Origin of the sequence: Candidatus Pelagisphaera phototrophica, assembly GCF_014529625.1 — a bacterium.
Taxonomy (GTDB): Bacteria; Verrucomicrobiota; Verrucomicrobiia; order Opitutales; family Opitutaceae; genus Pelagisphaera; species Pelagisphaera phototrophica.
This window is the reverse complement of sequence record NZ_CP076039.1, coordinates 255868-281834: the sequence shown is the minus strand read 5'-3', so window position 1 is coordinate 281834 and position 25967 is coordinate 255868. Positions and strand designations below refer to the sequence as shown.

Below are 25967 nucleotides of genomic sequence, written 5' to 3'. Positions count from 1 at the left end.
AGTGTCGGAATAGAGCAGGGGAGACGACTAAGTTTTACTGCCCACGAAGGCATTGCTCGTATAGTTCAGCTCGATGTGGAACCGCGCATTTAAGTTCTCGGCTAGACAAAGCCCCAGTGGTCGGTGTGTATCCAATACGGCCGTTTTCTCATCTATCTGATCAAAATTCATGCTTAAACCGTAAACCATAAAAATACGGTTTGCAGGTAATGATTTCTGACAGGAGTGCGGTTTCTGATGTGACATGTGCACCGTTGTGCCTAATGTGCGATGGTGCTTTATGAAAGAAGGTAGAGATGACTTGGGTGCATTTGCACTGTTAGTGCAAATGCACCGCCTTATCTGAATTAGGTCAGATGCCAAACAGTGGAAAAAGATAGGCGTTAGGAGACTGACGAGTTGTACGGCTTATCTCCTTTTTCGATACTCGTCACGGAGGGCAGAATCGGCCAACAATGGGAAAAGGCATGGTGTACCGACGGACAGGTGATTCGGGGAGAAATTGACAATCGTGAGGGTGGGCACGTGGTGGGTCGGCTTTGGCTTTCGAGTCGAGTTTAGCCGATAGAGCTCTATCTAGCAGGCGACTGCTGGCGTGACCTAGCCGGGCAGCTATTGAAGTTCACGAATCCAGAACCGAAACACATGGATCGCGATGGACTGACGGCCGAAAAGCAAGGAATGGTGGGCGACATAACCGCGTCACGAAAAGTCAAGGTTCCCGATATCCTGCTGGACGAAATCGGCGATTACTAATTGGCGAAGAAACCGTTTCCCTGAAATTGGGGCAATGCTCTGTATTTAGAATGGTTCAGCCAATCAAACGGTCGAGTGGTCATCGAGACGGCGAGCTACGAGCTGAAGATTGTCGGTGAGCCCTATTGGGAGCTGTCGCCGGAGGAAGAGAAGCTGATCGCAGTCGAAATAATGGACGTAGTCTTTGTGGAAACATCGATATCGCCAAAGAAGCCGACGACATAATCACCGAACTCTGAGCGCACCTGAAGGACGGCTGTTAAGAGCAGAGGGTCTACAGTGTAGCGTCAGTCTTCTTGCGGTGTATTTTGAATACAGATGGACGCCCATTGGGCTCGTGCAGGGTCGTTGACCGTGGAGGTGAGTAGCGGTCATTAGCACCAAGTTCATATGGCTCTGAGTGACTCCCGAAGGTAGGGTAGATTGTCCTTAAGCAGCAACAGATTACTGTAGGGAAAACCGGATGACTAGGGATAGTCAGCCCTACCTTAACATGCAGGAAACGGCGGGGGTTCTGCTTGCGAAGCGATTGCCCTATCTAGTAAAAACATTTCGAAATCTAGTAAAGTAGAGTTAAAGTTCCTCGCGGAATATTTTTTCAGTAATCTTCCAGAACTTGCCCTGCTTGCGACCAATTAAAAAGGCAGGCATCCTGATCTGTGATTGCATTTCAACTACTTCGCTGACCGAATGGATGTTGAGGGTCATTTCGGGCCGTTTTAGATGCGATCTCAAGAAATTGACATTAAACTTCTTAAGGCTGGTTTGATTGTCGAGGTAATGAATCTCCGCTAGGTGTCGCGCATCATAGTCGTAGTACTTTACCTGTAGGTAGGGGGTCCCGTTTTTGTCGAAGCGCTCGAGCATCTCGATCGAATCTGGCGTAAGCACGTGAGCGTTTTTTGAAAGCCTGGCCTGTTTCAGTTTTGTGTCAGGATCAATCAGTATATTGCCGCATCTGCGGCACTCGCGAGCAGTGAGGTCGTTTTGAGCTGAGCACTGGTCGCAGACCTTAAAGCGAAACCGATATCCACAGGGCCTAAACTCGTAGGTATCCGGATTGTGATGCCCGCCGCGACACTTGCGACCGAAGTGCTCGATGATATTTCCATCAAAGTCGACGATACCCCAAAAGTCATTCACGAAACCGCATTCAGGGCAGGGCACCTGCACGGCGACCGATTCGGATACGGTTTTCTTTTCGCCAACCTCTGGGCTGAAAATGTTATACCCCATTCCGGTATAGTCTAAGACTAGACAATCTTTTTTATCCGTATCCAAACGTAAACCACGGCCGATGATTTGCTGATACAAGCTAATCGACTCTGTGGGACGTAGAATAGCGATCACATCGACATGGGCGGCATCGAACCCGGTTGTCAGGACAGATACATTGACTAAATACTTAAACGCTCTCCTCTTGAAATCATCGATAATCTGATCCCGCTCGCTGGCCTCAGTTTCTCCCAGGACGAGCCGCGCCTGTCCCTTCGGAAGGCTCTCCATCACCTCTTGGGCATGTTTCACCGTGGAGCTAAAGATCATCACGCCCTGACGCTTGTAGCTATCGGTGATATCAATGATATTTTTGATAATCAGGGGCGTCAGGCGTCTTTGCTGATGGAGCACTTCCTCCAGTTGGGCCATCGTATAGGTAATGCCCCCTTCAGTCAGCTCAGAGAAGTCATACGACGTCACTGGAATATCTACCTTAACTGGAGGCGTAAGGTATTGGTTCCGTATCATGTACTCAAGGGGTAGGTCGTAGATGCATTGCTTAAAGAAGCGCATTTCCTGCGTCTTCAACTCTCCACGGATCGCGTAGTTATAGATCCATCCGATTCCTAGCCGAAAAGGGGTGGCGGTAAGGCCCAAAATACAAATACGCTCATTGTTCTGCTTCAGCCGTTTGATTACCTTAGCGTACTGACTGTCAGGCTCCAGCCCGGCGCGGTGGCACTCATCGATCACGAGGAGCGTAAAGTCCTTAAAGAAGTCGTCGTCCGCATTCGCGACGGACTGGATGCTGCCGAAGATCACCTTCCTCCCGCGGTCCTTTTGATTCAAGCCCGCGGAATAGACCCCCGCTTGCAAACCATAGCTCTCGTACTTCAAGTGATTTTGCTCGACCAGCTCTTTGACGTGAGCGAGTATGAGGACTCGCCCCTTAGCAATTTTGGCCAATTCAGCGATTACCAAACTCTTCCCTGCCCCCGTAGGCAAAACGATGACCGCTGGGGTCCGTTGCCTCCGAAAGTGGTAAAGGGTGCGATCAACCGCTTCCTGTTGGTAGGTCCTGAGTTTGTACATCGGCCGAGCAAGCTATTTCAGACGCTATCCAAAGTATAGAAAATTTGTCTGACTATCACCCGCGAAGTATTGAGCAGTTTCGAATAAACCAGGCAACGAGCGCCCACTTCAATGGTAACCAGGTTGGGGTAAGCAATTTCTAGCTTCAGAGCCTCTTAGGACGAAAAATTTTCTGGGGCAGTTGATGTATTAGCACCCAATTTCCTTTTAGGGGGCACTAATAAGGTACCAATGGGCTTTCTCTATCCCATTGGAAAACCATAAGCATAATAATTTTTTAGGGGTTTATCGATGTATAATCATATCCTAGGGCGTCACTGACAAGACCCCCCCGCCTCCGTCTTCTTGGGTTGAAACCCAAAAGGTTTCTCCGTCCTGCCTCGGCTCGATGTCTCTGGAGTAACGGCTGCTGTTCTGAACGTTGAGCAAATCCACAGATTGAATGACGACACACTTGTCGCTTACCCATCCGACAAAATCCTTCATAATGAGCGGATGCACGTAAGGCGCCTTGCTGAAGTTGGGTATTGGCTCCACCGGCAAGCTTCAACAAATCATTTGAGAGAGTGAAGCTGGACAAGTCTCTCTCTCAATCATTCCACTCGCCATCGTCCTCCTCAACGTCTTGGGAGAAGCCCAAGTCTTCAATGGGCGTGAGCATTGGCTCCTCTATCTTCGGCTCCGCTGAGGTTTTTGAGCAGCCGACTAGCCATTAAGTGAAAGAATAAGAAGTGCTTTGAATGCGAAAACCACAAACGAAAGAATGGCAGCTTTGAAGATTTTGCAAGATACGCCTGGCGGTGCAGGGATGTCGCTAACTGCGATCAATCGGGTTTTTGGAGGGCGGAAGACTTGATATTCATCAAGCGGAAGCGATTCTTCATGATCGTTTTTCCATTAACCGATACTTTCCCAGAAAAATCAAACATCTCGCTAACTTGATCATTCAGCCAGACCGTCGCCACTAGTACATCACCTAGTCTCGCAAATCCCCTGTATCTTGCATAATCGGTTTTCACAAGGACCCCTAAAGCGTACTCGTTGTGGTCAGGATCCTCGGTGTCGAAGTCTCTCATCGGATTGTATTGGGATGCTATCAATATGCCTGCCGATTGCGTCGTTAACTCGTGCATCATCGCACCGGGAAAAACCGGAGCTCCGGGAAAGTGCCCCTGGATGAATTCTTCTTCGCCGATTACCGTTTTTTGAGTTACTACCTCTTTCGTCGTGATTGAGACAACTTTATCGACAAGCAAATAAGGAGGGCGGTGATGGAGGTACTTCGTTACTTTATCAAACTGGTGCTGGTAGTACTTCATTTTTGAAAGAATCTAAACATTCGGGCACGCTAAGTTTTGGCCGTCGAGTAAAAAAGCACGAGAGCAACAACTGTCCTTACTAGCTTGCGAAGCGTAGGGGTTGGTCGTGAGGCCAGTAAATTTTCTGGGGTAGTTGATGAATATACATTGCGATACAGCCGCCGCCCCGACCTGTCGGTTGTGGCACTCCAGCGGCTCAAGTCAGCTGCCTTCTTTGGAATGCAACGTTCACAGCGCGGGTTTTAGTGGAGTACTACTGGAGCATTTTATCTGCAATATCACGGATTGAACGACATAAGGTCTGGTGATAAAAAATTTATATACCTGATAATAAGATAATTAAATTCTAAAGCATCTACTCCTCAACTAGACGCTTTACTGATCCTAAATCAGCAAATTGAAGAGAGTATGAACTTTGAGTGAGAACGGGATGGAGAAGCCAGCTCTCGGGACGTTTCAACTACACTCAATCAGGCAGTTGTCTATCTGGTTCTTGATTGAAGGCCCGTCCAGATTGATGCCGATGAAGACAAGTTCCTGTCGGCGGTCTCCATAAGGGGGTTCCCATTTGCGTTCAACTTCTGGGGGAATTTGGGAACGGTCGATTTTGCCGTTCTCGAGAGCAGCGGCCCACCATTTTCCGAGAAAGTCGCAACGGCTCGTGGAACCGGTAATCGAGAGAAAGCCGACGGCATCATCCTGTCCTTCGATCCAGCAATAGCCTTTGGCCCTTAGCAGACCCGGTATCGATTTGTTGATTACGTGGGCAAAACGATCGGCGTTCAGAGGCTTGCGTGCTCGATAAACGTAAGTATCCACCAGTCGGGCCGCATGTTCTTTGTCCCCGATCGCGGCGCTGAGGCGAGGTTGAATAAGGGTGGACGGAGAAATCTCCGTTTTGCGGAATCGGGCGATGTCAGGCTTCTCTGGCTCGCTGGTTTCGAGGTAGCGCAGCCAGTTCGCTCCTGATAGCGTGCTCTTCGGATTGAACTGCTGCCTTCCAAGAATTTTCTCTGTGTCGACCTTTCCTTGGGTCGCTTTTATCATTTCGGCCCGATCGTTGAGGCTAGATAGAATAGCTTCGAGCTCATGGAGTTCCTGTCCGTCTAGTAGGTCGATCTTATTGGCTACGAGGATGTCGGCACATTCTACCTGCTCGATGAGTAGTTCGAAAATTGGGCGATCGTCCTCTTGGCGAAGGAGCGTTCGCTGGGTTCCTTTTTCATCGTGGGCCTTCCACTCGCACAGGAAAAAAGGAGAATCTACGATAGTAACAAGAGAGTCTATACAGGCACTGTCCTCAAGAGGGCGACCTGTGATGTCGTCGGCAAAGAAGGTCTGGGCGATGGATAACGGCTCGGCAACACCGGTTGACTCAATGACGAGTCGGTCGATCTGGCGGTTTTGGGTGAGCTCCCAGAGGGCGGCGACGAGATCATCTTGGATGGAGCAACAGATGCAACCTCCGCTGAGTTCCACAACCTGGTCGATGGCTCCATCTAGCTGGCGGACTTCTGACCGGATGAGCGAGGCATCAATGTTTACCTCGCCGATATCGTTGACGATGATGGCGATCCGCTCCCCAGCGGCATTTCGTACGAGGTGGTTGAGCAAAGTGGTTTTGCCGGCGCCGAGAAACCCGGATAGGGGAGTCACAGGAAGTCGGCCGATTCTGTCAGGCGTGGGCATGTTAGGGCTTAAGGTGCAAGGCCGGACGAGGAATGAAAAGCGGGAAGTTCGGTTTGAATTCGATTTTTAGAAGCCTGGCACATGGAACTATCCATGATGTCGTTGGCTTTCAATCAGGACGGATGGGCGAGCGGAGGCTTGCCTTGTTTGTTCGCAATTGCATGGTTTTATGGGGGTTTGGATACTTGCGGTCGAAATTTCAATCCGACCTTTTTCACGGCATTGCAGAATATTCTCTATGATCCACTTTTGGAATAATACGATACTGGCCTAGGTAGTTATTAAGATCGACCGTATGGATATACTTCTCGATTTGCGCTGGATGGTATTGGGCCATGCCGGTGGATTGGAACAAATGGCCTATGAGCTGGTTGCAGCTCTTGCGAAGGTTAGCCGTAAGGACACGTTCTACCTATACTGCCCCGATAGAGCTTTTCAAGATTGGCTGTTCGAGTCAGAACTGAATATGGTGCTGATCGACAGCGACCGGTTTGCTCTGGTTCCTGAGCGAGTCAGTTATGACCGATCGGAAGGTCGGCCTAGCGGGAAACTGGGAAGACTAGGGGTTGTGGCTCTTGATGGATCTGAGCACCCCCCGCGAACCTTGAACGTCGATCTCGTCCATTCAATTGGGGGCTATGTGCATGACGAGTTACTGGACTATCGGAATATTCTCACGATTCATGATTTGCAGCACATCCATTTGCCGCATCACTTTGACGAGGTGGAAATTGCTGCGCGGAATGCGAGGTACCTGACGTCGATCCATGCTTCCGAAGCAGTAATCAGCGTATCGGGTTTCGTGAAACGTGATATTATAGCCCAATATGGCTTGAAGCCGGAGAGCGTAACCTCAATTTGGAATATACCCAGTGGAAGCCCTACGGATCGATTGTCCAAATCCAAAGAGGATAGAATCCTCCGAAAAATGGGGATCGATTTCGAGTATTTGTTTTTCCCCTCCCATGGCTGGCCCCATAAGAACCATCTCAAACTCGTTGAGGCTTTCCCCTTCATCCAGGAGTCGATGCCTAATTTGAGAATGATCTTTACGGGCGGCAAGTTTGACCAGGAACACCCTGCAGCAAAGAAGATTAGATCGCTTGGTTTAGAGGAGTTCATCCTGCACATAGGATACCGTACTCCCACCGAAATTCGTTGTCTGTACGAGCGTGCGAAAGCGCTCGTTTACCCGTCGCTATTTGAAGGCTTCGGGATGCCCGTGGCGGAAGCGATCGAATCCGGGGCGCCGGTTGTTTGCTCCGATATCGAGCCCTTGGTTGAAATTGGAGGTGAGGCGGTTGTCACCTTTGATCCCTGTAGTTCTAAGGATATTGCTGACAAAGTGTTATCGGTGCTTGGGGACGATCGGTTGTTGGAGAGTTTGCGGGCAAAAGGCGAAGCACAGTTGACGCGGTTCTCGAGCGAAGCGATTGCCCGCCAAACCTATGATCTCTATCGGAAAACCTGTGGACTGGATCCGACTCCGCTGGAAAGTAGCCGTTTAGCCAAGACTAACAGCCGATGTGAGTCTACTAGGCACTGGGGAATGGTTAGCGAGCGCAGTTTGCGAGCGGGGAAATCGTTATCGGGACTGGTCGCATTGCTCGTAGCCGCATTGAAATCACCGCCGCTGGCTAGGTCTATCTGGAACGCACTGCGGAGCAAGGGCGACCGTGCAAGCAGCTTTAACGGTCGCTACGGAGACGGATGGATTGTCCCAAATTATCGGGAATGGCTTTGGGTCCCCGAAGGGTCGGAAGGACTCATTTTAGAGATTGAAGCCCCCCCGCTTCCTCATGGGGATGACTTTAGATTTAGGGTGGCGTTGCAAGGAATCGAACTGGGCGATTTTCGTTTTGCAGGCAGGTCAAGCCTTAGGATTCCTATTACGTTAAAGGAGAGCAGTAAAGAACTCGTTCAATTGAAAATCGACAGTAATTATTGGTTTAGACCGAACGATCGCGACGACAATGGCGATGAACGGGAGCTGGCAGTTAAGCTAGCTGGAATACATTGGGAGTGAACCGCTTGGTTGCTCGCTTAGCGAGTTCTCGCGTTCGCTCGGTGAGGACGGGCTTGGCTATCAGAAGGTCGCTGCCCAATTCTCGGCTTGGTTAGCAAGAGTATCTTTTTCCGCTGGAGCGAAAAATGGTGCGGGTGGACAGAATCGAACTGACGCAACCAGCTTGGAAGGCTGGGGTTCTACCACTAAACTACACCCGCGATAGAATCGAGTGGTCAAACATCGATCTGATTTTGCTTAGGTCAAGTCCTTTTCGAGGGGAGTTTTGGATTCGGACGAAGGAGGGAAAGAGTGATTTCCAAGCAAGTGATCGCTTTCAGGCGACTCTCTTATTGCCCAATATGCCCTGTGGAGGGTATTGAATTAAGTCCTACGTACTAATTACTAGGATGAAGCGCCAGCGGCACTGATAGACAAAATTCTAGGCTAGTGTAGGTTGATAATGGAGTTAAGAAACCATTGAATCGTCTCCTCGGAGACAGCTAGGGTAATAGCAGGCTAAATTCTTTGGGGACTTTTTCTCACACACAAGAGTTGGATTCCTAGGCCGGCGATCTCAAATCGCCGGCTCTTCTTGTATCTGGAGGGCTGGATTGAGCTCTAAGGCGGCTAGAAAAGAACTGGTTTCCCTCAAGAAAGTAGGTTGCTGTAGGCTTTTCTCGGAACGTTGAGATTCGCGTTGCGTTGAGACGTCTTAGCTGAAGTATCGGGGAATGGGCGAGAATATAGAGTTTCAGATACCAAACAGTTTGAAGGAGTTTCGGGCTAAAGTGGGTTCAATCCTATGGATCCTTGTAGCGATTATAGTGATAACGGCAGCTTACTCCATGCTGTACACCATACAGGCCGAGTCGCAGGGAGTCGTTCTTCGCTTTGGCAAGTACATCAAGACGGTTGATCCCGGTCTGCATATAAAGCTACCGTTCGGGATCGACACTTACGAAATTGTCCAGGTCGAGCGTCAGCTCAAGCAGGAGTTTGGATTCGCGACTAGAGGGGCGAACGATCCGAGTCAGTTCAATCCTTCGCAGACGGAACGAAGCTTTGAGCGCAGCATGGTGACGGGAGATCTCAATGCCGCGACAGTCGAATGGAGCGTCCAGTATCGTGTCGAGGATCCCCAGCTTTTTCTTTTCAAGGTCAGGGAGCCTAAAGGGACGCTTCGAGATATATCAGAGTCGGTCATGCGGACGGTCATTGGTGACCGGACGGTCGATGAGGTCATTACTATTGGCCGGCAGGAGATTGCGAGCGAGGCCCTTATCGAGATGCAGACGCTGGTGGACAAGTACGAGCTCGGTTTGAACGTAGACCAGGTCCAGCTCAACAACGTGAATCCGCCGCAGCCGGTCCAGAATTCATTTAACGAAGTCAATCAGGCACAGCAGGAGCGTGAGCAGATGATCAACATTGCCAACGGTGAATACAACAAGGTGATTCCTCGAGCACGCGGAGAAGCGGACCAAAAGATCCAGGCAGCCGAAGGGTACGCGCTCAAGCGAGTGAATGAAGCCGAAGGGGATGTCGCCCGTTTTAACGCCATTTTAAGGGAGTATCTTAAAGCTCCGGAAGTGACGAAGCGTCGCCTATACCTCGAAACTATGCAGAGCGTAGTCCCCAGTCTGGGGAAAAAGATAGTGATCGATGCGGAGGCTCAGCAAATCCTTCCGCTTTTGCAGCTCAACGAGAACACTCAGAATCGCTAGAATGATGAAAAAATTAGCAGGTCTATTAATTATTGTCGGCGCACTCGCTGCATTGGTAGTTCTCTTCGCATCGGCTTACACCGTGCCAGAGACCAAACAGGCGATCATCACGCAGTTCGGAAAACCAGTTGGAGAGCCGATCACCGAAGCGGGTCTCCATTTTCGGACTCCCTTCGTTCAGGAGGTTAACATGATCGAAAAGCGGATACTCGAGTGGGACGGGATTCCCACGGAAATGCCGACCAAGGATAAAACCTATATTTCGGTAGACACTTTCGGTCGCTGGCGGATCAGTGATGCTAAGCAATATTTTCTACGCTTGAGAGACGAGCGTAGCGCCCAGTCTAGACTGAACGATATTCTGCGAAGCGAAACCCTTAACGCCATCGCCAAGCACGAGCTGATAGAAGTTATTCGCACGACCAAAGATCGCGAGCCTAACCAAGACGCTACTTTGGCGGACGCTCCGGGGAATATTGGGATTCTAAACCCCATTACATCGGGCCGGGCAATGATCGAAAAGGAGATCTTTGAAAACGCGGCCTCGAAATTGACGGACTTCGGTATCGAACTTTTGGATGTGCGATTCAAGCGCATTAATTACAACAACAGCGTACAGCAGAACATCTTTCAGCGCATGATCAGCGAGCGTCAGCAAATCGCGGAGCGTTTCCGTTCAGAAGGTGCTGGTGAAGCAGCTAAGATCACAGGTAAGCGGGAGAAAGACCTGCAGGAAATTGAATCGGTAGCGTACAAACAAGTGCAGACGATTCGAGGAGAGGCAGATGCTAAGGCAACTGAGATTTATGCGAGTGCATTCAACAAAAGTGCAAAGTCTGTTGAGTACTACGAGTTTATAAAGACGCTCGAGACTTACGAGCAGATGTTTGATCGCGAAACGACTTTAATCCTTTCAACCAACAGCGACCTCTTTAAGTTTCTCAAAGAAATTGAGCCAAACCAGTAGTTTATTTTAAATTCTTGCCGGAGGGTAGCGGTGCTGAATTTTATCAAAGTAGTTATCGCTTTTCTGGGAGTTAGCTCGATCGGCTTTCTGCTTGCCCGTTGGGCAGACCAGCTGGTTCAGGATACACGGACTAAACGTTCGTTCGTGGCTCAATCCGCTGAGCCGGTAGAGGACTTGAGCCCTGTTGATGAGATTCCTGAGCGCCCGATCGTTGGGCAGATGGAGGCGATTGTTGGCTCGTTTCTAGAATCGCAGGAAAAGGAAGGCGGCTTTACTCTTGGGAGAAAGCTATCGGCTCTAAGCCTGGACGAGCTGGAGGAATTTTATATCGAGGCGCTTTCATTTGATCTGGAGGATCGCCGCGCCTTTGAGGCTGCGGGTCTGGCTCTGCAATCCATTGCATCCCAAGACCCAAGAAGGGCTCTGGAGTTGCTCTATTCCCTGACTCCCTCTGAAAAAGCCCGTCTGGCCACCGCTCTTTCCGGTGGTTGGGCGAAATATGATGCCGTGTCTGCCTGGGACTGGATTGATTCTGCTTGGATCGACGACAGCGGTGAATACATCGACCGCGATTTGCAGAATGAGATGTTTCACGGAACGCTTGAAGTGGTCTTGTCGGAACAGCGAAATTACCAGCTCGCTGCGGACTTGTTGAAAACGGTGATGGAGCCGGGACTTAGATTGGAACTTGCGAGCTTGATTGCGTTTCACGTTGTATCGGAAAATCCTGCTCAGACCCTAAACCAGCTCGACTTTACCAGCGACGACCTAGTGGACTCTGCGATCATGGATGCAGTCATCGACGAATGGGCACAGCGGGATTCAAGAGGAGCGATGACTTGGACATTGGAGAATCAGGATCAAGTCACCAGTAAAGGGGCACGCTTCATAGCGAAAGACCTCATTTTGAATGAGGTGTACCAGGATCTTGAGCGATTTCATTCGAATCTTCAGAGTCCCTTTAAGCGTGACTCCGTTGCTTCGGAAAGTGCTCGATTGTTTGCGCGACGGAATCCGGACGTCTCCATTTCCTGGCTCGCCACGATAGAGTCATCCGCTTCAAGATATGATGCGTATTACGATTCCCTTTACGAGATAGGACACGACGACTTTGATAGTACGGTTCGCTTTGCGGAATTGGCCTATGGAGTCGCCAGCTTAGATCGCGAGGCGGCATTGTTTGGAGCACTGCAGGGCTGGTCTGTGATCGCTCCTGAAAAAGTGCATTCGTATTTGGATTCTAGCGACGCATTGAGCGAGAGCGTTAGACTTTCCTCCCTAGTCAATACGGTTTACTAAATAAGCGTGGGGTGCCCACCCTCGATCTTTGTTTGGAGATCAGCGTTTCGAGGTCCCCTAAAGCCCCAGCCAGACATCCAGCGGAAGCCTATGGATATGATGGAAGTTCAGGTGGCCGGGCAAAAGCGATCAAGATTAGATGAGTTACCTGGCTACTTTTTGCTTAACATCGATTGAATGAGTTGCATGATAATTCTCATGTACGAATTGGAAGGCACCGTTAAATTGATAGAGGACACGCAAACCTTCGGAAGTGGGTTTCAAAAACGCGAATTTGTGGTCACATCTGAAGAGAAATTTCCTCAAGACGTAAAATTCGAGTGTACGAAGGACAAAATCGAACTTCTCGAAAAAGTTCGCACTGGTGACCGCGTAAAAGTCAGCTTTAACATTCGAGGAAACGAATACAAAGGGAAGTATTACGTGAACCTGCAGGCTTGGCGTATTGAGAACGGTGGCGGTGAAGTGGACAGCAATCTCGCTCAGGTAACTGGCGAATCTGGTGACGGTAATCTAGACGACCTGGAAGAATCTCCCTTCTAATCATTGGCCCCTGTTTCAACGGAGCTTCTCAGGGCGCTCCCAAAATCCATCCGGAATGAGTTTAGCGGTGGTTGGGATTTGTGTCGTGACATAAGCCCAGGCGGCCACCATCCTCCCATCTGCGAGAGCTGCCGGGATGATTACCCGTTGATAGATGCTTGGACGATCGAGACTGAACCCTTCCCACTTGTCAGGTTTGGTCAAGGCATCTGGCTCGAGGGGTATTTCGATCAATTCTCCCCAGATGTGGGAAGATCGTTCTTGGGAAGGGTCCGGAATGGTTGCCAAGTCGAACATAGTAGCCTGATTCCAGTCTCTTAGCCAGTCTCGGCTAGCGGGCAAAACGATTGAAGTAGCAGGCACGATTAATAGGGGATAACCTTCGTCTAGCTCGTAAAGCGTTCCCGTGACGGAGGCGATCGAGCGAGATAGGGACCGTGGACTATGGGTTCGGTGCTCTGGTTGGTCACTTCGAAGGGTGCCGTAGACAAACAGGTATTGGTTTTTAGGAGAATCCACAGTTACTCGCGACAGATACCGTAGCAGGAACGGGTTGCCCTGGTAAGCGTAAGGATATTGGCATGGAGGCCCGAGTAATGTCCCGCTATAAATTTTTTAAAAGGCCGTAAACAGTGGAACCGCGAGTGTATCAGGCTCGTCACAGCTGATGCTTTTTGCAGATTCCATAGCATTTGCTGAAACCGGGGCCTCTTGCCCGCGCGTAGAAGCTCGATATCGCTTTTCTCTTATCAATTGACTCGTCATGAGCCGACCAATCTTTCTTTCTCTCCCCCGATCTGTGCGAATTTTCGTTTTTGCGGGCTATCTGTACTTGTTCGGGGCCAGAGTTTCGAATGCCGAAGACCACATTTCAGTCAAGTGGCAGGACTACAGCGAGGACAATGACCGAATTCGGGTGATCTCTCGTTACATGGGTTTTGAGAAGAAGGTGAGCAACCAGATCACTCTCAAAGGTCACGGGGTTCACGATGCGATATCGGGGGCGACGCCAAGTGGCGCTCCTGCGGATGATGGCGTTAACGTTCCGCTTTCCAATCTCACCGATGTTCGAGAAGCAGGAGTGATCGACTTGGACTGGACCCGGGGAATCCACAAATCGACCTTTCAGTATTCGCATAGTTCGGAAAGCGACTTTCTATCTAGAGGTTACGCGTATTCGCAAACGTCTGAGTACAACAAGCGCAACACGGGTCTAAGCTATGGCATATCGTTCATTGACGACGATGTTCGACCGACCTTCTTTAGCGAGCATCGGGAAAAAGAGAGCTACGACTATTTTCTCGGGATAAGCCAGGTAGTCGATCCGAACACGATTGTAGCTCTAAATTACACATACAGTGATGTCAGCGGATACTTGAGTGATCCTTATAAAATTATCCGGCGGGAAACGGAAATTCTCCCAGGTCTCTCCCTACCTCTGACGTTCGCGGAGAACCGACCTACAGACCGAACGCGGCATATATGGTTTCTCAACGTAAAGCGCTTTTTCGATCAAGCGGGAGGCAGTCTGGATTTCGATTATCGTTATTTCAATGACAGCTGGGGAGTGGAGAGCAGTACCTTTGACCTGGAGTGGTATCAGAAAATTGGGGAGAATCTGATTATTCGCCCGAAATACCGTTACTATACCCAAAATTCAGCGGATTTCTACACGCTTGATTTGACTGGAACCGTAATTGACCCTCGTGCCTCCCTCAAAGGTGTAGCCCCCTTTTATTCCGCAGACTACCGGCTGGCGAAGTTCGACACCCACACTTACGGGGTGAAAGTGATCTACAATTTTGGGGATCGCTTTAGTGTCGATGCGGCTTTTGAGCGTTATGAGATGGAAGGAAAAGATGAAACGCCGCAGTCTGCTTTTGCAGATGCGGATATTATAACGTTGGGTGCGTCACTATGGTTCTAATGGAGAAACCAGCGGCAATGAAAGTTGATGCTCGGGTTTCATTCGACCCGAAGCGTAGCTTGTACGATTTGCGATTCAAGGCCTTGGGAACGGATTGTAGGGTACAGTTTTCCGCGAGAAGCAATGACCAGGCTGCAGCTTTTTCAAAAGAGGCGGTGCAATGGGTAGCTAATTTTGAAACCAAGTATTCACGGTTTAGGGATAATAGTCTCATTAGTGAGATCAACCGGAATGCGGGCGTTGCGTGGACTGAGATCGATACAGAAGTAGAGTCTATTTTCGCGATTTGCGACGATTTGCACTTCATGACTCAAGGAGTTTTGGACCCCACGATGCTGCCGCTCATTCATCTATGGGACTACCGGAGAACCCACACACAACTGCCATCCGATACCGAGGTCGAAAGCGTGCGGTCTCTGGTGGGATGGAGAAAGGTTGAACGAAAGCCAGGAGGTGTATTTCTACCGGAAAAAGGGATGTCATTGGATTTGGGAGGCTTCGGCAAGGAGTATGCCGTGGATAAAGTGGCGGCCATCGCGGTGGGAAATGGCTTGACGGGTTGCCTCGTGGACTTTGGCAGAGACATTCACGCAATCGGAAGGCCTCCTAACGGCCCAGCCTGGCACATTGGTCTAGAGAATCCGGAAATCCCCGGATCCTCGTGGGGCAGTCTGGCCGCCATTAATTTGGGGATTGCGACCTCTGGGGACTATCGCCGTTTCTTTGAGCATAGCGGGCAACGGTTCGGGCATATTTTAGATCCTCGCTCTGGCCGGCCGGTTATCAATGGCATTTTAGCGGTAACTATCACCGCAAATTCCTGTCTAGAGGCAGGAGTCCTTTCCACCACGGTATTTGTCTTGGGCGAGGAAGAAGGGTTGAAACTGGTGGAAGGAACTTTTGGCGCAGAAGGGTGCATTGTCATGAATTCTGGGATACAGCAAACATCTAAATTCTATGAAAATCTGGTTGAAAATTAGTCTGACGGCAATAGCCGCTTTGTCCTGTGTGTCGTGGGTCCAAGCCGAAGGGTGGGGTTCGGGTACGGATTTACCGTCAACTTTGGAAGGTTTCGCTCTCGAAGGGGAAGTGCCGGAAATGGAGGGAAAAGTGACGCTCGTGGACTTCTGGGCTTCCTGGTGTGCTCCTTGCAAAGCGGCTTTCCCGGAAATGGAGAAATTGTACCAGAACTTCAAGGATGAGGGGTTCCAAATAGTCGCCGTGAGCGTGGACCAAAAGGCAAATCAGATGCAACGTTTCCTTGACAAGCAAAAGCCGAGCTTTGCGACGCCGCACGATGCCGGGCAGCAGTTGGTGAAAGCGGCAGAAATCAGTGTTATGCCGTCTTCCTTTTTAGTGGATCGCAAAGGCGTTATCCGATTTGCGCATGAGGGGTGGCATGGCAAGAAGTCGGCAGAAAATTTGACCCATCAAATTCAAGCACTATTAGCAGAATGAAACAGATATTCAAAAAGATTTCCGCTTGGGCCACCTTTGTTGCCCTCATCGTTTTTAGCGTGGGTTGCACCACGGTTGAACCCTATCAGAAAGGGAATCTGTCGGACTATACGATGCGTTCCGATCGTGATGAGCTGGCATCCGTAATGAATTCCCATATACAATTTTCTCGCGAAGCCTCAACGGGCGGCGAAGGTGTAGGCGGCGGCGGTTGCGGTTGTAACTAGCATTGATTTTCGTCGAACCCTTAAATAAAGATACGATATGAATCTAATGTGGATCCAAATGAAACTCGCTCGTGCTCAGCTGGGCATTTTTATCCTAGTCGCTCTACTCCAGCGCACACCAGTCGTTAAATACGTACTACAGTTCGAGCGGGCCCTTTCGGCCCCCGTTGCGAAAATAGTAAAGATGACTACCTGGGTAGCGACCAGTATGGGGCTGTTCCACGCGACGGCGGGAGCGACCACTTATCAGATTAATCCTGCTTCGCCTGCGGTTGCGACTGTCGGTGAGGGGTTCTCTCTAGTTTTTGATATAACGGGAACGCCATCCGCAGCGTCGTCATGGCGCGTCACAGGGGATATCCCCCCAGGTCTAAGCATTCCCGGATTGGTCGGTAACAATATAAATACCGAGGATTCCGTGGCGATTGTGGGAACGCCGACGACGGCGGGAACGTATAATGTTATCGCCCAGGCTTGGAATGGCTCAAACCAGACGCGTCAAACGACTACCGCCACTACCATTACCATTGTAGTTGCCGAATCCCCGCTTCCTGATCCTCCAACAATTTTGCGCAAACCCAGTTCGACACGGGTGCCTATGGGAGGTCGTGCACAGTTCTTCTTCGAGTCGAGCGGAGTGGTGGACTCCGTCCAATGGCTCAAAGACGATGTCGCTCTCGCGGGCGAGACGGGTCAGACGCTAATTATTAAGGATGCTTCCCCCACTGTTGAAGGGGTCTATTCGGTTCAAGTCTCTAATGCTGCAGGATCAGCGAAATCTGAGGGAGGGAGCCTGACGATCGATGACGCGGCCACTGCGGATTTGGTGAATCTGGCAACACGTGGATTGGTTGGGGCGGGTGGCGACATAATGATTGGAGGCCTTACGGTGCTTGGGGGCTCGACTAAGACTGTGCTGGTACGCGGTCTTGGACCACAATTGACTGCAGATGGTGTGCCGGGAGCTTTGGCTGATCCGGAACTAAAGGTCTTTCAGACACTCTTTGATGAGACGCCCATTCGAAGCCAGTTGCTTGTGACCAATGACGATTGGGAAGATGGTTCCAATGCTGATGAGCTGGCAACGGCATTGACGGCACAAAACAAGCCTCTGGTAGCCGATTCGAAGGACGCCGCGCTGCTACTGACCCTTAACGAGGGCGTGTACACGTTCCAGCTCTCCGGGGCTGGCGGTACGGAAGGGGTTGGACTCATCGAGCTCTTTGTGGTTGAAGAGATTAGTCTTTAGGATCTGAACTTTGCGCATTTATTGATAACAGCGGTTGTTAACTTACATCACCTATTTTGTCTCTTTTCTGTTTAGCCCTTACTAAATGAGTCGGAGCAACGCTCGAATATGTTGAACATCTTTAACCTAAAAGTGAGACTTGTCCGTGCCCAGTTCGCTATCCTGATGCTGGGTATGCTCTTGCAGCGTTCGCCAGCGGTTCGATTATTGGTGGTATTGGAGAAGGCTCTAAGCCAACCCTTTTCCCAGGTTGTCAGGCTGACGACGTATGTAGCCACGGCCATGGGGGTTTTTCATGCGACGGCAGGAGCGACTGGCTTAGTCACCAGCAGAGACTCGGGATCTTCCACAAATAATGTCGATTTTAAAAATGTAGAAGTTGGCGAACCAGTAAGTCTATCTGTTCAACTAGAAGGGGCGCTGGTTGACTATTGGGAAATTGATTTTGCCAGCGATCTTGTAGATGGGCTGGATTTTGTAAGCGATAAGCCAGGAGAGATTTTTGAAGGTCCATTTGAGCGAGTGGGTGGTCCAGGGGGAGTTAATAAATTCTACCGTATTAAGAGCCAGTTTTTGATTTTGACAGGTGCCCCAACCACCCCCAGCCGAATCGCAACTCTGGAGCCTGATGGGTTCTACTCGAATCAAAATGTATTGGGCGTAAAGGCTTATGACGCCCAAGGTTCCAGTGAAGGTGGATGGTACACAATCAGCATCGAGGTGCCGCTAGTTCTCCCCGAAATTGTGCGTGATCCAGTTGCAACGCGTGTTCCTGTAGGCGGTCGTGCTCAGTTCTTCTTTGAATCGAGTGGAGTGGTTGATTCCGTTCAATGGTTAAAAGATAACGTCGAGCTAGCTGGTGAGACGGGTATGACTTTGATCATTCAAAACGTGTCAGCGGCCGACGAAGGTGTTTATTCAGTGAGAGTTGGAAATAGCGCAGGCACTGCGACTTCAGGCGGCGGGGCCCTAACGATCGACGATGCGTCAGCTGATTTGGTCAATTTAGCTACTCGTGGACTGGTTGGCGCGGGCGGCGACATCATGATTGGAGGGCTTACGGTACTCGGTGGCTCGACCAAGACGGTGCTTGTCCGCGGTCTAGGTCCTCAGCTTGCGGCGGAAGGTGTGCCGGGTGCCCTCGCAGATCCTGAACTCAGGGTATTTCAGACGCTCTTTGATGAAACGCCCATCAGAAGCCAAATGCTTGTGACCAATGACAATTGGGAGGAAGACAGCAACGCTGTTGAACTGGAAGCTGCATTAATCTCTCTCAACAAGCCGCTTGCGGCCGGATCAAAAGACGCTGCTCTGTTGCTGACCCTTAACGAGGGCGTGTACACGTTCCAGCTCTCTGGGGTCGGTGACACCGAAGGTGTGGGGCTTATCGAGCTGTTCGTGGTTGAATGAGTTTGGGGAGGGCGGGTTATCGCTAGAGCCCGCCAAAAAGATCCTCGAGCGAACGGGTGGCTTTGATAGGGACCGCTCTTTTTTCCTTTGCGGACTGAGCGAGGGCATCGAGCACCCTCATCAAGGTGAGACCCTGCTTGCCATTGTTCTCAGGCTCCCGTGATTCTATGATTGAATCGAGGAATTCTTGGGCTTGGAGGATGAACCACTCAGCTTCGCTTGTGGGGCTGGCGTAGGACTTGACCAAGGCTTCGGGTTTCGCGGCCTGTGTGAGTTCCCCTTGGACCAGATCAACGGATCCTTTGGTGCCGAAAAGCCGGATGGATTGTTCGGTAGGAGCACCCCAGTGTGATTTTGGACCTTCGACATGCCCAAAGAACATGGACGAGAAATTGAGGCTAGCGCCGTTCTTGAAACGGACCATTCCGAAAACGGAATCCTCTGCGACGAAGTCGGGATCGGGTACGTGATCTTTGAGAAAGAGACTGTGGCTTGAGGCCATCGCTTCTACTGGATCAGGACATCCCATTACGTACCAAAGTGAATCGATCATGTGGATACCAAGTTCCAAAAGTGCTCCCCCTCCTTCTTCGCGGCTGCCTCTCCAGTTGTTGTTAGCAAAGGGCCACCAACCCCAGTGCCATGAGGCTTCACCTCGATAGACATCTCCCAGCGCCCCTTCAGCGACTAGCTCGCGAGCCGTTTTGATTTCAGGCGAAAAGCGTTGCTGCCGTGCCCACATGAATGTCTTTCCACAAAACCCGGCTGAAGAAACGATGCGGGACATTTCACTTTCGTTGACCGCTGGCGGCTTTTCGCATAGAACATGTATGTCAGCGTCGAAGGCAGTGCTGATCGCCCGTTCATGCAGATGGGAGGGTAGGCAGATAACAATGGCGTCTAGGCTTTCGGACTCGATTAGGGATTGGTAAGACTCGAATTGCCGTTTGAAGCCGTATGTATTGAATAACGAGTTACGTTTTTCTTCGTCCAAATCAGCGATACCCGTCAATTCGATTCCTTCGATTTTGCTGAAAGCCGCGGCATGCTTTTCGCCGAATCGTGCTCCTGCGATGCCTAGTCGTATGGAATTGCTCATTGGGCTGGATTAGAAAGAGATCTTTTCAGATTGGCAACTATCCCTTGCCACAGATGGGTTCGACTGTTTGGAGTACGATAGAGATGACTAGCGAGATGGAGGGGTTGAACATTCAAAATTTGAGTTTCATCGAATGGGAGCATCTAGATTTATCCGTCGCTGAAAGTGAGGTGGTCTGCCTTCTCGGTGATTCGGGATCGGGGAAGTCACTTTTATTGAGAGCGATCGCGGATTTGATCGTCAATGAAGGCGAGGTTTCTCTTTGGGGAAAGGGACGAGAGAGTTTTAGTCCTCCGGAATGGAGAAAGCGGGTGGGATATTTGGCTGCTGAGGTCCTATGGTGGGAGGAAACCGTGGATCTTCACTTCTCAAAACCCCTGAGCCGAGAAGATTTAGACAAGGTAAACTTACCCCATGATGCGGGTGAATGGGCCCCGAGCCGCCTGTCGATGGGGGAACGGCAGCGATTGGGAATTCTAAGAATGCTGGATCGATCTCCAGAGGTCCTTTTGCTGGACGAACCAACGGCCAATTTGGATGAAAATAGCTCGAGTGTAGTGGAAAAAGTGTTACTGGATTATATCGGGGAAGAGTCAGCCCCAACTCTTTGGGTTACGCATAGTAAAGATCAGGCTGGCAGACTGGGGCATCGTATTTTGGAAATGAAGAACCAGTCGCTAAAGGAATTGGATAGGGCGGTGTTGGCGAAATGAATGGCGCGATAGAACTTGATTTTTGGGATATTGGATTCGCCGCTGCCATTGTAGTGGGACTGGGAATACTGTTGGCCTACTATCGATTGGGGGTTACTCGTACGTTGTCGATCGCTTCAGTTCGACTGGTGGTACAGCTGTTCGCGATCGGCTATGTTCTAAAATTTCTCTTTGCAGAAGGTGAGCTGTCGTATGTGGCGATCATGGCGGTTATTATGCTGATCGTTGCCTCCAGCGAAATCATGGCCCGGCAAAAAAGGCGGCTCAAAGGCTGGAGGTCTTTTGGGCTGGGGGCCTCTACGCTTTTCGTATCTTCATTCGCGATCGCGCTTTTTGGGCTTCTGGTTGTGGTGAAGCCTGATCCCTGGTACCTACCTCAATATGCTATCCCATTGCTTGGGATGATCATGAGCAATACGATGAGCGCGATCAGCCTTTCCATGGATCGTCTGACGTCGGCACTGCACGACAATCGGGCGATCATCGAGCAGCGATTGGCTTTGGGCGAAACGTCTCGAGAGGCGATATTGCCCTATCTCCGGGACTGCATCCGAACGGGTATCATGCCAGTGGTTAATTCGATGGCGACGGCGGGAATTGTTTCCCTGCCCGGAATGATGACCGGACAGATTTTGGCAGGGGCCTTGCCGACGGAAGCGGTTAAGTACCAGATTATCATTTGGTTCTTTATCGCAGGAGGCGTGGGGTTTGGGATGGCAGCAGCCCTCAAATTGCTAGAAATGCGACTCTTTGATGAGAGGCAAAGACTTCGCTTGGATCGATTGTCCTAGAAGTTCGTTGAGTGGACACCTTGAAAAGTGAATCCAAAGAATACTGGTCAACGAACTCATTTTTGCTAGAATCGATTCCGATTAAGGTCGTTTCCGGCTAGACTAACGACAATGAAAACAATGAGACTCATATTGGTGTTCCTGGTTTTACCGGGTTTGGCCCTCGCGAATCTCAAGGCCGCCAAGGAAATCCCCTTCATATACCTGAGCCAGGATCAGGTACTCTACATTACCGTAATCGATAATGTTTATGATGAGGGAAATGTGGCGGACCGGTTTTACGATATTGAGGAGACCTTGATCGAAGTTCTGGATTTGGCGGAGTTTCCGATGGCCTACAAGATCGTCCGGTTTGGAGCGAGGGTGCCCAAGGATCAGCCGGAAATGCAGTTATTTGTGCATAAGTGGGGAAGCAATGGACTCGGAGAGATCGAGGTTCGGCTAAATGCGTCGCTGAAGGAGACTTCCCTGGGCCGAAGCAGGAATAAGTTGGGGTACTTTAGGTACGCCGATGGGGGGTTTCCGATGATGTCGCAGACAAGGACCACGGCCAAGTATAACGAGGTGCTTCGGATGGCTTTAATTAAGCTGATCGGGGAATTGAACGATCATTTTGAGCTGGAGTTCGATGACTCGGGTTTGGGCGGGACTTCACTGCCTTCAAGCCTAGGCACGCCGGTGCCGGACCAATGATTTGAGGTATGAGTGGACCGAGGGATGATGCCAGCATTGAGGCTGAGTTGATACGGCGTATCGCAGCCGGTGAGCGTGGAGCGTTTGATGAGCTCTACTCTCGCTACTCGCGGCCTCTCTTTTCTTACGCGTTCAAGTTCTTGCACGATCGAATGGTCGCCGAGGAGGTGCTTCAAGATGCGTTCGTCAAGATTTGGAGAACGTCTCCGCGATACAACCCGGCGTTGTCTCGTCCCTTTAGCTGGGCGGTTTTAGTAACGAAGCGGCTTTGCATTGATCGTCTGCGTCGGATGAAGCCAGAGTCTGTTGTGGAAGATCCAACGGCACTTCAATCAAATGAGGCAGTCCTTTCGCATCAAAGATCCCCTTCAGAATCGGTAGCGGTCAAGGAGGAGATCGTTAGATTGCGCTCAATGCTGGATAAGCTGCCTCAAGCCCAGAAAGACAGTCTTTCGCTAGCGATTAGCAAAGGACTCACGCAACAGGAAATTTCAGACGCCCTAGGAATGCCCCTAGGCACGGTAAAAACGTCCATGAGGCGAGGGATGCAGCGTCTTAAACAGTTAATGTCACATTGTTATGAATAAGGAAGAATTACAAGAGAAGGCTCTACAGTACGCTTTAGGGACTCTTCCGGAAACGGAACTCTCGGAAATGGAGTCCCAAGTGTTGTCGGATCGCGAGTTGCAGACCGCGGTTCACGAGTGGCAGCGGGTGAATGAAGCCGACGCACTTGAATGCGAGCAACTCGAACCCTCGTTCCAGATCTATTCGAATGTCATGTCGCACCTGGATACAAGTCGTGCAAAGGCGGTGACTGGCAGCGATTCTAAAAAGACCCCGATCGTGAATTTTCTATCGTGGGGTGGCTGGGTTGCCGCTGCTTGTATCGCGGTACTCTTTGCGTTCACCGTGAATCCTGAAGACCGCAGCGAGATCAGCCAAGTGGCGAGGCTAGCGGATGGTTCAGAGAGCGATATTGTATTGAGTGACTTGGGGAATCCGGAGCAAAAAGCGACCTTTGCGGGCAATCAGGACCAGGACGAGTTCCAGGATCGCCTTTTGGAACTGACTGGGCTGGCTGAAGCGTACTGGTTTTCGAGAGAGGGACTTCCTCCCGAGTCAGAGGGGGGAGTGGATACCGAAGCGTTTGCCGGCGGTTTTTCTATCTATGACCGGAAGATCAAGATCGGCGTTATAGGAATCGAAAACATACCCGAAAGCCGATTGGGGAAATTCTACAATGTGTGGGCGAAAGCATCGCCGGATAGTGAACCCGTTTGGGCGGGAACGCTGAAGCAAGGGGAGGCAGGTAGCCGACTCGCTTTCGTTGATCTCTCGTCCAATGAGGCTATTAAGGACATGGATGAGATAATATCCTTTTTTGTAACAGAGGAGTCTGAACAAAAACCTCCCCAGCCAGAAGGAAGGATCGTTTTGAGCGGTATTTAGTCTTTCGCATTACCTCTAATCTCTGATCGAATTCGGATAATCCAAGTTCCTTGAGTACTGAGTAGTTGCAAATTCCTATTCGTGCATCAAAGTGCCACGGAAATGAAGCCTGTCCTGACACACAGCGGCATTGCATTCGCACTCCTAGTCTTTTCGAGTGGTTGCTCGATTAAGAAAATGGCAATGAATCAGCTTGGCGACGCCCTCTCGGGCGTTGGCACAGTCTTTACATCAGACGAAGACCCTGAACTGGTTGGAGATGCGCTGCCTTTCAGTCTAAAACTGATGGAGAGCGTCCTCGCTGAAACGCCAGAGCATGAAAGTCTCCTGATTGCTCTATCAAGCGGTTTCACGCAATACGGATATGGATGGGTGCAGCTTGAGGCGGATGAGGTTGAAGAAGAGGAGTACGATCGGTCGATCGAGCTGAGAGATCGTGCAAAGGGGCTTTATTTTAGGGCGAAGCGATATGGAATGCGGGCTCTGGAAGTTTCGTATCCGGAATTCGAGGAAGCCTTGAGAGCGGATTCGGAATCGGTGCTCAGTCGTCTCTCGAAAGAAAACGTCGAGACCCTCTACTGGACGGGATTGTCATGGGCTGCTGCGGTTTCCCTCTCTCTTGACGATCCTTCGACCCTAGGCGATTTGGCTTTGGCGGAAGCCATAATGGAACGTGCGTTTGAATTGGATCCAGATTGGGATTTTGGGACATTGCATGGGTTTTTTATCACCTATGAAATGAGTCGTATCGGAGTTGAGGGAAACCCGATGGAAAGCGCAACGAGCCACTTCAGAAAAGCAAAGCAACTGTCAGGGGGCAATATGGCGTCTATCTATGTCGCCTACGCGGAATCCGTCGCAGTTGCCAAAGAAGACAAGGAAATGTTCGTTTCGTTGCTGAACCAGGCGCTGTCAATTGACTTGGGTGCTCGTCCCGATTGGCGGCTTTCCAACTTGATTTACCAAAGAAGAGCAAAATGGCTCTTAACCCGACTGGACTGGTTGTTTTTTTGAGTTTTGAGCCCCTAAGTGAATTGGTGAAAAGGGATTACAAAATTCATGATTCCAACCGAAGTAAGTAGGATGCAGGCCCTATTCGTTTGTGATATTGCTTAAATAATGAAACGATTCTAGCAATCTGGTGTTTCATTATACAATGAACTTGAGCTTTTCTCTAAGTCGATAGAACGACATCTGCATCATGACCTTTTCAACTCCGTTCAAACGTAGCCTCCTAGTCTGTTCTTTACTGGCGATATTTTCGACTCTCTCGGGACTGGGCGCTCCCTTGCGGCTGGCAACCTTGGCCCCCAAAGACACGTCCTTTGACAAAACCCTTCGGAAGATGGGACAAGATTGGAAGGCGGGTACAAATGGCAAGGCAAGCTTGATCGTTTATGCGGGTGGAAGCCAGGGAAGCGAGAGCGAATTGATTAAAAAAATGCGGATCAATCGGTTGCACGCGGCCTTGCTCACAGGAATCGGTCTTTCTGAAATCGATGAAAGCGTGGCAATATTCCAGAAGGTTCCGCTCTTGTACCAAGACTTTGGCGAGCTCGAGCATGTAATGGGAAAAATGGCTCCGGTGCTTGAGGAGAGAATTTTGAGTAAAGGGTTTGTGGTACTTTGCTGGATTGACAGCGGTTGGGTGCATATATTCAGCAAGAAGCCCATCTTGACGCCCGAGGATATGCGTGAGTCGAAATTATTCACCTGGGCAGGGGACCCTAAGCAAACGGATCTCCTAAAAAAAATGGGATTTCGTCCTATAGCGATAGACAGCACGGACATCGTTTCCAGTATGACCACCGGGTTGATAGACACCGTTCCTATGCCGCCTTTTTATGCGCTCGCTAGCCAGACTTATAGCACAGCACCCTACATGCTGGATTTTAACTATGCACCAATAACGGGGGCGATCGTGATTACGAAGACAATGTGGAATCGATTCTCTCCTGAGGAGCAGAATGCGATGAAAGCCGCTGCGGTTGAAGCGGGAAAGGAGATGACTGCATCTGGCCGAAACGAAAGTGAAGAATCCATCAGGGTCATGGTTGATAGTTGGAATTTGAAGAGTCAGGAAATGAATGATGACTTAAGAAGCAAATGGCAGGCCGTCTCGACGGAAGCCTATGGTCATATTCGCGACAACACGGTACCGGGTGAGATCTGGGATCGAGTGACTCAGATTTTGACGAACTACCGGGCCGGCGCTAACTAAGCTACTTTTACTGAGAATAGGCTTTTGTCTTAGCATTCTCTCCTGCCGCGGATGAATCGTCGGTCGTTTTAGCACGCTAGCTTTCCCCTTGCGTTTCAATAAGCGAACACTA

26 protein-coding genes and 1 tRNA gene are annotated in these 25967 nt (G+C 50.3%); 20 read left to right on the top strand and 7 right to left on the bottom strand.

What is annotated here, in order from left to right:
* Positions 1-831: 831 nt before the first annotated feature.
* Positions 832-981 (top strand): hypothetical protein, encoded by a 150-nt coding sequence (locus tag GA004_RS01400; RefSeq protein ID WP_283395500.1) that lies wholly within the window; start codon positions 832-834, stop codon positions 979-981.
* 348 nt (positions 982-1329) lie between these two features.
* On the opposite strand, the gene radD is transcribed toward GA004_RS01400, so the two are convergent.
* The 4 genes from radD to GA004_RS01380 all read right to left on the bottom strand — a co-directional run bounded on the left by radD (position 1330) and on the right by GA004_RS01380 (position 6074).
* On the bottom strand, positions 1330-3066 hold the full coding sequence (radD, locus tag GA004_RS01395) for a DNA repair helicase RadD (RefSeq protein WP_283395499.1): 1737 nt from the start codon (positions 3064-3066) through the stop codon (positions 1330-1332).
* Positions 3067-3372: 306 nt separating this feature from the next.
* Positions 3373-3603 (bottom strand): hypothetical protein, encoded by a 231-nt coding sequence (locus tag GA004_RS01390; RefSeq protein ID WP_283395498.1) that lies wholly within the window; start codon positions 3601-3603, stop codon positions 3373-3375.
* Positions 3604-3890: 287 nt separating this feature from the next.
* On the bottom strand, positions 3891-4385 hold the full coding sequence (locus tag GA004_RS01385) for a hotdog family protein (protein WP_283395497.1): 495 nt from the start codon (positions 4383-4385) through the stop codon (positions 3891-3893).
* 456 nt (positions 4386-4841) lie between these two features.
* Positions 4842-6074, bottom strand: a complete 1233-nt coding sequence (locus GA004_RS01380) for a CobW family GTP-binding protein (protein ID WP_283395496.1) — start codon at positions 6072-6074, stop codon at positions 4842-4844.
* Positions 6075-6155: 81 nt separating this feature from the next.
* Between GA004_RS01380 and GA004_RS01375 the strand changes: the two genes are divergently transcribed.
* Both GA004_RS01375 and GA004_RS01370 read left to right on the top strand, forming a co-directional pair.
* Positions 6156-6332 carry a hypothetical protein gene (locus GA004_RS01375; protein WP_283395495.1) on the top strand — a complete coding sequence of 59 codons (177 nt, stop codon included), beginning with the start codon at positions 6156-6158 and terminating at the stop codon, positions 6330-6332.
* 37 nt (positions 6333-6369) lie between these two features.
* Positions 6370-8100: a glycosyltransferase family 4 protein gene (locus tag GA004_RS01370; RefSeq protein WP_283395494.1), complete on the top strand. Its 1731-nt coding sequence runs from the start codon at positions 6370-6372 to the stop codon at positions 8098-8100.
* 126 nt (positions 8101-8226) lie between these two features.
* Here GA004_RS01370 and GA004_RS01365 read toward each other — a convergent pair.
* A tRNA-Gly gene (locus tag GA004_RS01365) sits at positions 8227-8300 on the bottom strand.
* Positions 8301-8813: 513 nt separating this feature from the next.
* Here GA004_RS01365 and hflK point away from each other — a divergent pair.
* The 4 genes from hflK to GA004_RS01345 all read left to right on the top strand — a co-directional run bounded on the left by hflK (position 8814) and on the right by GA004_RS01345 (position 12615).
* Complete coding sequence (gene hflK, locus GA004_RS01360; protein ID WP_283395493.1) at positions 8814-9806, top strand: FtsH protease activity modulator HflK; 993 nt, start codon at positions 8814-8816, stop codon at positions 9804-9806.
* A 4-nt stretch (positions 9807-9810) separates the two neighbouring features.
* On the top strand, positions 9811-10773 hold the full coding sequence (gene hflC / locus GA004_RS01355; RefSeq protein ID WP_343218831.1) for a protease modulator HflC: 963 nt from the start codon (positions 9811-9813) through the stop codon (positions 10771-10773).
* Positions 10774-10803: 30 nt separating this feature from the next.
* Positions 10804-12072, top strand: a complete 1269-nt coding sequence (locus tag GA004_RS01350) for a hypothetical protein (RefSeq protein WP_283395491.1) — start codon at positions 10804-10806, stop codon at positions 12070-12072.
* 177 nt (positions 12073-12249) lie between these two features.
* Positions 12250-12615: a DUF3127 domain-containing protein gene (locus tag GA004_RS01345; RefSeq protein ID WP_283395490.1), complete on the top strand. Its 366-nt coding sequence runs from the start codon at positions 12250-12252 to the stop codon at positions 12613-12615.
* Between the two features lie 15 nt (positions 12616-12630).
* Here GA004_RS01345 and GA004_RS01340 read toward each other — a convergent pair whose 3' ends face one another.
* Positions 12631-13134 (bottom strand): gamma-glutamylcyclotransferase family protein, encoded by a 504-nt coding sequence (locus GA004_RS01340; RefSeq protein ID WP_283395489.1) that lies wholly within the window; start codon positions 13132-13134, stop codon positions 12631-12633.
* A gap of 244 nt (positions 13135-13378) precedes the next feature.
* On the opposite strand from GA004_RS01340, the gene GA004_RS01335 reads away from it, so the two are divergent.
* The 6 genes from GA004_RS01335 (at position 13379) to GA004_RS01310 (ending at position 18886) form a co-directional block, all read left to right on the top strand.
* Complete coding sequence (locus tag GA004_RS01335) at positions 13379-14542, top strand: DUF3570 domain-containing protein (RefSeq protein ID WP_283395488.1); 1164 nt, start codon at positions 13379-13381, stop codon at positions 14540-14542.
* A complete protein-coding gene (locus GA004_RS01330) occupies positions 14542-15522 on the top strand; it encodes an FAD:protein FMN transferase (protein ID WP_283395487.1) in 981 nt (326 codons plus the stop codon). The genes GA004_RS01335 and GA004_RS01330 overlap by 1 nt, the downstream gene beginning before the upstream one ends.
* Positions 15500-16000, top strand: coding sequence for a TlpA disulfide reductase family protein (locus GA004_RS01325; protein WP_283395486.1), 501 nt, complete (start codon positions 15500-15502; stop codon positions 15998-16000). Before GA004_RS01330 ends, GA004_RS01325 begins: the two co-directional genes overlap by 23 nt.
* On the top strand, positions 15997-16227 hold the full coding sequence (locus tag GA004_RS01320; protein WP_283395485.1) for a DUF4266 domain-containing protein: 231 nt from the start codon (positions 15997-15999) through the stop codon (positions 16225-16227). The genes GA004_RS01325 and GA004_RS01320 overlap by 4 nt, the downstream gene beginning before the upstream one ends.
* Positions 16228-16264: 37 nt before the next feature.
* The gene (locus tag GA004_RS01315) at positions 16265-17476 is read left to right on the top strand and encodes an immunoglobulin domain-containing protein (RefSeq protein WP_283395484.1); all 1212 of its coding nucleotides are present in this window, start codon (positions 16265-16267) and stop codon (positions 17474-17476) included.
* Positions 17477-17608: 132 nt separating this feature from the next.
* Complete coding sequence (locus tag GA004_RS01310) at positions 17609-18886, top strand: immunoglobulin domain-containing protein (protein ID WP_283395483.1); 1278 nt, start codon at positions 17609-17611, stop codon at positions 18884-18886.
* A gap of 22 nt (positions 18887-18908) precedes the next feature.
* On the opposite strand, the gene GA004_RS01305 is transcribed toward GA004_RS01310, so the two are convergent.
* Positions 18909-19985 (bottom strand): Gfo/Idh/MocA family protein, encoded by a 1077-nt coding sequence (locus GA004_RS01305; protein ID WP_283395482.1) that lies wholly within the window; start codon positions 19983-19985, stop codon positions 18909-18911.
* Positions 19986-20038: 53 nt separating this feature from the next.
* On the opposite strand from GA004_RS01305, the gene GA004_RS01300 reads away from it, so the two are divergent.
* The 7 genes from GA004_RS01300 to GA004_RS01270 all read left to right on the top strand — a co-directional run bounded on the left by GA004_RS01300 (position 20039) and on the right by GA004_RS01270 (position 25855).
* Positions 20039-20698: an ABC transporter ATP-binding protein gene (locus GA004_RS01300; protein WP_283395481.1), complete on the top strand. Its 660-nt coding sequence runs from the start codon at positions 20039-20041 to the stop codon at positions 20696-20698.
* Positions 20695-21489 carry an ABC transporter permease gene (locus tag GA004_RS01295; RefSeq protein ID WP_283395480.1) on the top strand — a complete coding sequence of 265 codons (795 nt, stop codon included), beginning with the start codon at positions 20695-20697 and terminating at the stop codon, positions 21487-21489. Before GA004_RS01300 ends, GA004_RS01295 begins: the two co-directional genes overlap by 4 nt.
* A 111-nt stretch (positions 21490-21600) precedes the next feature.
* The gene (locus tag GA004_RS01290) at positions 21601-22182 is read left to right on the top strand and encodes a hypothetical protein (RefSeq protein WP_283395479.1); all 582 of its coding nucleotides are present in this window, start codon (positions 21601-21603) and stop codon (positions 22180-22182) included.
* 8 nt (positions 22183-22190) lie between these two features.
* On the top strand, positions 22191-22769 hold the full coding sequence (locus GA004_RS01285; RefSeq protein WP_283395478.1) for an RNA polymerase sigma factor: 579 nt from the start codon (positions 22191-22193) through the stop codon (positions 22767-22769).
* On the top strand, positions 22762-23634 hold the full coding sequence (locus tag GA004_RS01280) for an anti-sigma factor domain-containing protein (protein WP_283395477.1): 873 nt from the start codon (positions 22762-22764) through the stop codon (positions 23632-23634). The genes GA004_RS01285 and GA004_RS01280 overlap by 8 nt, the downstream gene beginning before the upstream one ends.
* 102 nt (positions 23635-23736) lie before the next feature.
* Positions 23737-24648 (top strand): TRAP transporter TatT component family protein, encoded by a 912-nt coding sequence (locus GA004_RS01275; RefSeq protein ID WP_283395476.1) that lies wholly within the window; start codon positions 23737-23739, stop codon positions 24646-24648.
* A 187-nt stretch (positions 24649-24835) separates the two neighbouring features.
* The gene (locus GA004_RS01270; RefSeq protein WP_283395475.1) at positions 24836-25855 is read left to right on the top strand and encodes a TRAP transporter substrate-binding protein; all 1020 of its coding nucleotides are present in this window, start codon (positions 24836-24838) and stop codon (positions 25853-25855) included.
* Positions 25856-25967: the final 112 nt, after the last annotated feature.